Raw genomic sequence first — 5,377 nt, 5'->3', positions numbered from 1 at the left:
ACTATGGGACTTCCGGATCTGTCAAACTATGCGTGCCTCCCCGGCAAAGCCGGGGGGTCTCCCTTTTGGACTAGAAACTTGATCTGAACCTCAAGGGGGGGAATTCCGTACTTTTAGTATGAGCTTTCCCACGAGGTTAAGATAAAATGTAGTTCTTTCACCCCCAATCACCACCCGCAGATTCACCGTGAGTTGGATATACGCCATACGCCAAAATTACAACAATGAAATTATGCGCTCCTTCAGCTCTAAGGACGTGGCTGAACAGATGAACCTTTATATTTCGATTCCCGCTTTGCTATGCCACGAATGTGGGCACTGAAATCGTCATCCTCCCCTTCAAGCAATCCCGGTAGTTCCTCCCTGAAATCCGATCTTCGGCACCATTTGCACATATCATCCTCCCAGGATAGCCACCGACGATAAGCGTGCCGTCCCATTTCCTTTTCATAGAGTGCGATGTATGCCTGTTCGAAAACGGAAATCAGCACTGCGAATAAAACCTTTTTTCGCTCTTTCTGCTCGCCTGTCAAATCCGCCTGATCGCCCTGGGCTTGAAATAACTTCAAGTCTGCATTATCCAGAACCAATGTCAGGAAACTGCTATAGGCATCACTCAGTCGTTGATTGAGCGTATCGGCTTCTGCTCTTCTTTCTTTTCGCTTATCTTGTAGAAATACATAAATGGCCAATGGTAAACCGACTACTGTAACCACATAACTTAATGCCTCAAACCACTGAATCCAATTCATGACTCTTAGCCTGATTACTCTGTATGATTATCAGCAATACACTAATTGAAAATATAACCGATTGGATGTACTTGCCAAGCACTAACCAAAAATATCGTAGAGAAAAACCTAAAACACTAACAGTAGAAAAGCCAGCAAATCCATTATGCTGACTTCTTGTTTTTTTGTACTAGGCACTAAAATATATTACTGCCCAAACACCTGCACCTCAGCCAGTGAAAGTGCTTCATTGGCACTGGCCAACTGGATACGCACATAGCGCCCCACCCCCACATTGATTACATATTTAAGTCGCTCAGCGGGACCAGGGAGAAAAAACTCTCTCACATTTAACTGCTCCTGAGAGTCGCTGATATTTACCCCTGTAAAAGGTAAATCGGATACAAAGACATGAAAATCCTGTAAGCGTTCGTCACAGCAATCGATACGGTTCCATATAGCAATATTTTCAATCTTCTTGATCGAGCCAAGATCCAGTGTCCATGAGGGGTGAGCACTGATACTTGTATGGGTTATACTCCCATCACCCCAGTGGCCGCTAATGTTACCATCAATGGCCCTGCTGGCAGAACCACCATGACTGGTATCTGATTGTGTGGCAGTGCCCTCTTTAGCCAGATTTCTATACCCGGAACTCGCTGCCGCAACCTCGGTTATCGCCCAGCGCTGATTCATACCGCCGTGGAACTCCCACATGCCAACAGTAGCTCCTTTGGTATTCCTAAAACCATCGAGCACCATACTTGGGTTAACGGCATCACGTATCACATCACCGTCCAGAATCCAGCGATGATTAACAGAACAGGCATAAATAGAGGCCCGCAAACCATTGACAGAATTGCCATCGGCGTGCGTTAAACACAGATCATGATTCATTCTGTTACGAATTAAGCCGGTATCCCAGTCAACTAGCCAATGCTGATCAAAATGATTATGTGTACAGGTTTCCAACTGCACTTTTGCGTAGTTCGCAACACCATTATCAACACCGGGAACATCAAGGCATTGACCACTGCGCTTATCCCGAATTTGTACATATTGACTATTGGTTGTAGGGGTAGCACGCTCCCACATCTGCAAATACGCTTCAGCTGAGTTGAAGAATGCATTCATGGTTTCCGGAGAGGCGTTCAAACGCATATCTTCCACCAAATCGGCCAACAAGCCATAATGCGCCAAACCTTCGTTATTTAAATCAAAACTGCGATTCCCCGTTTTCTGGCGATCAAAGATGACGCGACCATCATAGGAGATAAAAGGGTAAGTGACCGGATTAGTATCAGCAGTTGAACTACGTCCTGCCTGTGGTGCCAACCCATTGGTATCTGTACCAATACCCACACCAGCCAGGTAGGGTGTTGTTGCTACAGCAGCATGAATCGTATTTATGTTGCTAATGTTATAGTTACTTGGGCCGTTATATGGAAACATTACACCACCCACGTTTAATAGGCGCTGCTGCAGTGGGCTCAAAGCGCCATTCAGTTTTGGGTTGGAATGACCTGAAATCACACCAGAATAACCGCGACTTTCGACAATTTCCATCGTATCGGCGAAAGCGCCCGCCGACATATGATCTACTTCGATAATCATTTCCTTGTCGATCATACGATTAATCAGGTATTTTCCCATAGCTGTCAAATGTTTGCGATTACAATGCTGGGCTATATTCTGATCGTAATTAGGGCTTGCTCCTAACAGGTTTATGATATCTTTAATGAACGGAACATTACCCAGCAACGGAAAACTGCTTGGTAGTTTGCGACCACTGGGTTCATTAGCTGGGCACGCTTCTATATTATAGAGATGGCCCGTTTGTAGCATATTACCAATATTGATAATTTCATCAGCACCCTGCATATGTGGGCCGCCAAGGTCATTATCAAACTTGTGGATTGGGAACAGGCTGCGTATACCACGGCTATGCAAGTATTGTAATTTATAATCAATCCACGCCTCAGTACAGCCACTGCCTTCATCACAATCCAGCACACTGGATACCTCAACACCCAACACAACGGCGAGTTTACCACTGGCAATTACTGAGCGAGCTTCAGCAGCACTGGTGACGATACGGAAAAAGCCCTTACCAATGCCTCCAGCCTGCGCATCAATATAATCCTGCATTTCATACACGCGCCTTAGCTGCAGATCAATGCTTGATGAGTCATCACAGGCATTGGGGTTTATCCAGGAAACCGGGTTGACGACGCTTTGAACCTCGCACAACACTTCGTTTTGCACCATATGCGTTACTATCAGCTTCAAACCGGCCAGGTGCACTCTCTCAATCCATTTGTAGTAGGCCTGCTGATGCGACTGTGTGTGATGGTTAGGCCAATAAGGAAAATTTGGCCAACCGGCAGTAGTATGCCGAGCAGCGAGATTACCGCCATCTTGCAAGTTACCAATAATATCCAGGCCGCCATTGGGGCCGTGTATACCACTGCCATCATCCAGTGCATTTTGAATGCCGTAGGGGTGAAAAGGGCGACCATGTAAAAATTTTCCACCCATAAATTCATTGGAATTCAAATGGGTGTGTACGTCAGCAAAACCAACCACTGGCGCATTAACATCACCAGTCGGCGGGATCTCAGGATTGATCACAGCATTCAGTTCAGCTTCTGGAAACGGCGTACAATCCTCCTGTTCAATTAGCTCAAAAACATTTTCACTATTGCGATTACCCAAATTGAACAAGTCAAACAAATAAGTTCCGCCATCGCCTTTGTTATACCTCAAATCCTTCCAGAATTTTGTGGAGAATAACCTGAAATGGCCATTTCCAGCTGGCTCTACTGACCACTGCGCCCATTCTGAAGCGGCAGCATTGCGTGCGATATCCAGAGGCCCCCTGGTAGTCAGGAAATTTCCGGTTTTATCACGCAGCATATACATACCAAGCCTGGTAGGCTTGAAATAAAAATGAGACGCAGCGGTCACATCAATAGCATCAAAGCGATAATCACCACCTCCGGGATGCATATATCGGCCTGTTTGAGGTGCTTTGATTGCGTAACAACCTTGCGCCAAAGCGTAAGATGCTTCGATCGTATTGGCGTTCGCCAGCACAGACACACCTGCCAATATTATTAGCATCGATGCCCAGACTTTATTTAACGTTGATTTCATTATATATTTCCATTTCTATTATTTTTAAAATTATGGGAAGATTATTAGACGTCATTACCAAGAATATAGGGATTTTTATTAGATGTCTCGTTGAAATTTCACTTGTTTATTCTAAAGATACCGCATCACTGACTTTACCTCCGTATTAGCACTATTTTACAATGATACATTCATTCTAAGCGGCTCTACTGGCAAAAGCTACTAGCGTCATATAGTTGAGCTTACTGTGAAGCCGCTCACGGTTGTGGTGATACCTCCAGGTGCTGAAAACTTCTCCAACTTCATTGAGGCTTCGCAATCAGTCGTGATTTAAGCATTTCTGACCGAATCCGACACGGGGCTCTCAATGTCTGCACCCGAACTTCGGCTTATCTGGCTGAAGGACGGCCTGATACCAGAAGTCTTTTCTAAAATAAAATCGAATTACCGTTAAACTCGGCGTCATTGTCGCGGTTGCACTGCGGCCCACTAAAAGCTGGCCGGCCATAAAACCTTATGTCCAACAAATATTATGACCAGGTAGTACTGACAATGTCAGACGCTGAAGGTCACACTTTTTCATTCAATGCTAACCGGGTTGCAATCCTTCCCTGCGGTTGATAACCCCATCGAAACGCATTTTAACTATTGATCATTTTATCTGCACAGTGGTTTCTGGGATTGATGAGTGACAGCCCAAAGCACTGTATGGATTTTTGATGGATATTTTTGGGCCTTTTCTTCTTTACCTCCCGTCCTTTCAGCCATTGCGTTTTTTGGCTTCCAGACTCGCATACCTGCTGCGCCGATTGTAGACGGCATCGTTGGATATATCCAGGCAACAGATATTATCGATTTAGTTACCTATCTCGCAATCACAGACATAACTGATGATTTGTTCTTCAGTATAACATTTTTTCATATTGAGATTTTAATGAAAGATAGGTTTAAAATATGATGAAAGAAGTTGTATTTGCAACCACAATATAAATACGAGATCTGTTAGCATTACACCACACTTAAACCTTGCACCTAAAAATAGAAACGCTATTGTTTGTTTATATAAGAAATAAAATTAAGCTTAGATAAGAGAATGCTATGGGTATCAAAAATTCATTTTTCATTTTATTAGCAGCGCTCGCGATAGCCGCTCACACGCCTTTAACCTGGACTGATGATCTTCATGAAAGAAAGGCTACTCAGCGGTGCCTGAAAACCTGTAAAGAAATTTACTATAATTGTATTAGAGACAATCAGAAAGCGCAAAACAGCTGTGTTATAGATAAAATGGCTTGCGATAATGTCTGCCATGATAGTAACAAAAATGAGTTTTATGATGATGAGAACGAAACCGAATAGGATGAATACCGGGTATAACGACACTATTTGTTTGCTATGAGATGGTAGAGGCATTGGTGACCCTTATTTGTATTTGTTCAGACCAAATCTGACACATCTCCTTGAAAAGAAGGGGTTTACCGGTTTTGATGAAGGTGACAAAACCTGAAACC

The 5,377-nt window shown here is 44.0% G+C and carries 4 protein-coding genes; 2 read left to right on the top strand and 2 right to left on the bottom strand.

Annotated elements, in window-relative coordinates:
* Positions 1-248: 248 nt before the first annotated feature.
* Both Q1A48_RS20460 and Q1A48_RS20455 read right to left on the bottom strand, forming a co-directional pair.
* Complete coding sequence (locus Q1A48_RS20460; RefSeq protein WP_299948594.1) at positions 249-752, bottom strand: hypothetical protein; 504 nt, start codon at positions 750-752, stop codon at positions 249-251.
* 186 nt (positions 753-938) lie between these two features.
* Positions 939-3,887: a ricin-type beta-trefoil lectin domain protein gene (locus tag Q1A48_RS20455; RefSeq protein ID WP_299948592.1), complete on the bottom strand. Its 2,949-nt coding sequence runs from the start codon at positions 3,885-3,887 to the stop codon at positions 939-941.
* Positions 3,888-4,554: 667 nt separating this feature from the next.
* Here Q1A48_RS20455 and Q1A48_RS20450 point away from each other — a divergent pair.
* Positions 4,555-4,824 carry a hypothetical protein gene (locus Q1A48_RS20450; protein ID WP_299948590.1) on the top strand — a complete coding sequence of 90 codons (270 nt, stop codon included), beginning with the start codon at positions 4,555-4,557 and terminating at the stop codon, positions 4,822-4,824.
* Between the two features lie 140 nt (positions 4,825-4,964).
* Positions 4,965-5,225 (top strand): hypothetical protein, encoded by a 261-nt coding sequence (locus Q1A48_RS20445; RefSeq protein WP_299948588.1) that lies wholly within the window; start codon positions 4,965-4,967, stop codon positions 5,223-5,225.
* Positions 5,226-5,377: the final 152 nt, after the last annotated feature.

The sequence above is a fragment of the uncultured Microbulbifer sp. genome (assembly GCF_947489355.1).
Taxonomy (GTDB): domain Bacteria; phylum Pseudomonadota; class Gammaproteobacteria; order Pseudomonadales; family Cellvibrionaceae; genus Microbulbifer.
The sequence above is the reverse complement of the archived record's forward strand: the minus strand, read 5'-3'. Positions and strand labels throughout refer to the sequence as shown.

What these genes read in the sequence shown, in the direction of transcription:
- Q1A48_RS20460 (WP_299948594.1), bottom strand. Translation starts at nt 752, where the DNA reads ATGAATTGGATTCAGTGGTTTGAGGCATTAAGTTATGTGGTTACAGTA.
- Q1A48_RS20455 (WP_299948592.1), bottom strand. Translation starts at nt 3,887, where the DNA reads ATGAAATCAACGTTAAATAAAGTCTGGGCATCGATGCTAATAATATTG.
- Q1A48_RS20445 (WP_299948588.1), top strand. Translation starts at nt 4,965, where the DNA reads ATGGGTATCAAAAATTCATTTTTCATTTTATTAGCAGCGCTCGCGATA.